Origin of the sequence: Trebonia sp., from assembly GCF_049794275.1 — a bacterium.
GTDB lineage: Bacteria > Actinomycetota > Actinomycetes > Streptosporangiales > Streptosporangiaceae > Trebonia.
Genome location: NZ_JBARCR010001144.1, coordinates 1 through 3544, shown reverse-complemented (window position 1 = coordinate 3544; position 3544 = coordinate 1). Strand labels below are relative to the sequence as shown.

Genomic DNA, 3544 nt, shown 5'->3' with positions numbered 1-3544 from the left:
GGGCGGAGCTGTTCGAGCTGGTGGCCCGGGCTCAGGCGGCCGGCCTCGATCCCGAACTCGAGCTGCGCGCGGCCGCCCGCCGCTACGCCGACCAGGTCCGCCGCTGGGAACGGGACCGGGCGGAGGTGGACCAGGCAGGTGAGTGAGGCGGCCCCGTCCCGGCGTGGCCGGTGCCGAGCCCCGCCAGGGCTCCACTAGGCTCCAATATTGACAAAAGTCAGCCGAGCTAGGAGTCGTCGTGGCCTCGATCGAGGCGGTGCATGCCAGGCAGATTCTGGATTCCCGCGGAAACCCCACCCTCGAAGTCGAGGTCGCTCTCGACGATGGCTCGCTGGGCCGCGCCGCTGCCCCGAGCGGGGCGTCCACCGGCGCCTTTGAGGCGGTGGAACTGCGCGATGGCGGGGACGAGTACGGCGGCAAGGGGGTCGCCCGGGCCGTCCAGGGCATCATCGACGAGATCCAGCCCGAACTGCTCGGCTACGACGCCGATGATCAGCGCCTGATCGACCAGGCCATGATCGACCTGGACCGGACTCCGGACAAGTCCCGGCTGGGCGCGAACGCGGTCACCGGCGTGAGCATGGCGGTGGCCAAGGCCGCCGCGCAGTCCGCCGGCCTGCCGCTGTTCCGCTACCTGGGCGGCCCCAACGCGTACCTGCTGCCGGTGCCGATGATGAACATCCTCAACGGCGGGGCGCACGCGGACTCGAACGTCGACATCCAGGAGTTCATGATCGCGCCGATCGGCGCGCCGACGTTCGCCGAGGCGGTGCGCTGGGGCGCGGAGACCTACCACGCGCTCAAGTCGGTGCTCAAGCAGCACGGCCTGAACACCGGCGTCGGTGACGAGGGCGGGTTCGCGCCCGACCTGGAGCACAACAGGGCCGCGCTCGACCTGATCATCGAAGCGATCGGCAAGGCCGGGTACGCACCCGGCCGGGACATCGCGCTCGCGATCGACGCCGCGGCGACGGAGTTCTACCACGACGGCGCCTACCAGTTCGAGGGCAAGCCGCAGAGCTCGGCAGAGATGACCGCGATCTACCTCGACTGGCTGGCCAATTACCCGCTGGTGTCGGTCGAGGACCCGCTGGCCGAAGAGGACTGGGCCGGCTGGCAGGCCTTCACCGCCGCGGCAGGCGACCGGGTCCAGGTGGTCGGCGACGACATTTTCGTGACGAACCCGGAGCGGATCCGCCGCGGCATCGCCGAGAAGTCCGCCAACAGCCTGCTGGTGAAGGTCAACCAGATCGGCACCGTGACCGAGACCTCCGAGGCGGTGAGCCTCGCGCAGCGCGCCGGATTCACCTGCATGATCAGCCACCGCTCCGGCGAGACCGACGACACGTTCATCGCCGACCTCGCGGTCGCGACGAACGCGGGCCAGATCTAGACCGGCGCCCCGGCGCGCGGCGAGCGGGTGGCGAAGTACAACCAGCTGCTGCGCATCGAAGAGCTGCTCGCCGACGCGGCGAGCTACGCCGGCGCCGCCGCGTTCCCGAGGTTCACCGCCGCTTGATGTCGCAGCCGACAGGGGAGACGTCAGCCCACCTCGATGGGGGGGCGCACCCCATACCCCCCGCGCACGCTGCCGCATTGGTCGCGGCCGCGCGGTCGACGCGGCTGACCGGGCGCGCCGCGGTGCTGGCCGTGGTGATCTGCGCGATCGCGCTGAGCCTGGCCTACCCCGTCAGGGAGTACATCGCCCAGCGGCAGCAGGTGGACCAGCTGCTCGCCCAGCAGCAGACCCTGTCGGCGCAGGTGCAGGCGCTGCAGCAGCAGGACACGAAGCTGACTCAGACCTGGTACATCGAGCAGCAGGCCCGCGCGCAGCTGCACATGTGCTTCCCCGACGAGCAGTGCTACGAGGTAATCTCCGGGCGGCCGCCGCGGTCGCCGGCCAGCAGCAAGCAGGCGGCGTCCGACCCCTGGTACGACAAGCTGCTGCAGTCGGTCAAGCACGCGGACGCCAAGCCGGGCAAGTGACACAGCCAAAGCACATGACACAGCAAAGCCGATGATCAACCCCAAGGACGCGGCGGCCGTCGCCGCCCAGCTCGGACGTGCCCCGCGCGGCCTGCGATCGGTTGCCCACCGCTGTCCGTGCGGGCTGCCCGACGTGGTGGAGACGGCGCCCCGGCTACCGGACGGTACCCCGTTCCCGACGCTGTACTACCTGACCTGCCCGCGCGCCGCGGCCGCGGTGAGCGGCCTGGAAGCGGCGGGCCTGATGCGGGAGATGACCGCACGGCTGGCCGACGAGCGGCTCAAGGCGGAGTACGAGCACGCCCACCGCGACTACCTGGCGCGCCGCGACGACGCGGCCAGCAGGTCCGGCGTCGAGCCGCTGCCGCCGGGGACGCAGAGCGCCGGCGGCATGCCGGACCGGGTGAAGTGCCTGCACGCGCTCGTGGCGCACGAGCTCGCCGCGCCGGGCACGAACCCCTTCGGCCGCGAGGCGCTCGCCGCGGCGGGTCGCTGGTGGTCCCGCGGTCCGTGCGTGACCGTCGCCGCCGGGGAGGAAGAATGAGGAGGCGGGTGGCCGCTGTCGACTGCGGCACGAACTCCATCCGGCTGCTGATCGCGGATATCGATCCAGAACGTACGGTGCTGACTGATATAGCCCGCGAGATGCGCATCGTGCGGCTGGGCGAAGGGGTGGACAGGACCGGACGGCTCTCGCAGGCCGCGCTGGGCAGGACGATCGGCGCGCTGCGCGAGTACGCGGAGCTCATCGGCCAGGCGTCGCCCGTTGCCGTCCGGATGGTAGCGACCAGCGCCACGCGGGACGCCGAGAACGCGCAGGAGTTCACCGGCCGGGTGAAAGAGGTGCTCGGCGTCGCGCCGGAGGTGGTGACCGGCGACGAAGAGGCCCGGCTGTCCTTCACCGGCGCGACCAGGGAACTGTCCGGCACCCCGGCGCCCTACCTGGTCACTGACATCGGGGGCGGCTCAACGGAGTTCGTCCTCGGCGGACCTGAGGGAGTCAGCGGCGCCCGTTCGGTGAATATCGGCTGCGTCCGGATGACCGAGCGGCACCTGCACGGCGACCCGCCGGCGCACGCCGAGATCGCCGCCGCCACCGCGGACATCGACAGCGCCCTCGACCTGGTCGCCGTCAGCATCCCGGCCGGGGAGGCGCGCACCCTCGTGGGCCTGGCCGGGTCGGTCACCACGGTCGGCGGGATTGCACTCGGCCTGCAGCGGTACGACTCGGAGCGGATCCACCACTCCAGGGTCCCGGCGGCGCGTGTGCACGAGATCGCGACGGCGCTGCTCGGGCAGACCCGCGCCGAGCGCGCGGCGATCGGGGTCATGCACCCCGGCCGGGTCGACGTGATCGGCGCGGGCGCCCTCGTGCTTGACCGGATCATGATCAGGTTCGGTTTCGCCGAAGTCCTGGTCAGCGAGCACGACATTCTCGACGGCATCGCATGGTCGCTGGTCCTGTAGCGCCGGGCACCGGCTGGCCTGGCGACCCGGCGACCGCGGCGACCCCCGTCGCGGACAGCGCGGAGCAGGTGCGCGAGCTGGCGTCCGGCGC

The 3544-nt window shown here is 71.8% G+C and carries 3 protein-coding genes and 1 pseudogene; all 4 read left to right on the top strand.

Annotated features, from left to right (window positions below):
- The first annotated feature begins 238 nt into the window (after positions 1 to 238).
- The 4 genes and pseudogenes from eno to WA805_RS28325 all read left to right on the top strand — a co-directional run bounded on the left by eno (position 239) and on the right by WA805_RS28325 (position 3453).
- Positions 239 to 1519, top strand: a pseudogene (eno, locus tag WA805_RS28340) (phosphopyruvate hydratase).
- A 77-nt stretch (positions 1520 to 1596) separates the two neighbouring features.
- Complete coding sequence (locus tag WA805_RS28335) at positions 1597 to 1986, top strand: FtsB family cell division protein (protein WP_424561139.1); 390 nt, start codon at positions 1597 to 1599, stop codon at positions 1984 to 1986.
- 31 nt (positions 1987 to 2017) lie between these two features.
- Complete coding sequence (locus tag WA805_RS28330; RefSeq protein ID WP_422326541.1) at positions 2018 to 2530, top strand: DUF501 domain-containing protein; 513 nt, start codon at positions 2018 to 2020, stop codon at positions 2528 to 2530.
- On the top strand, positions 2527 to 3453 hold the full coding sequence (locus tag WA805_RS28325) for an exopolyphosphatase (RefSeq protein ID WP_425243856.1): 927 nt from the start codon (positions 2527 to 2529) through the stop codon (positions 3451 to 3453). Before WA805_RS28330 ends, WA805_RS28325 begins: the two co-directional genes overlap by 4 nt.
- Positions 3454 to 3544 lie beyond the last annotated feature (91 nt).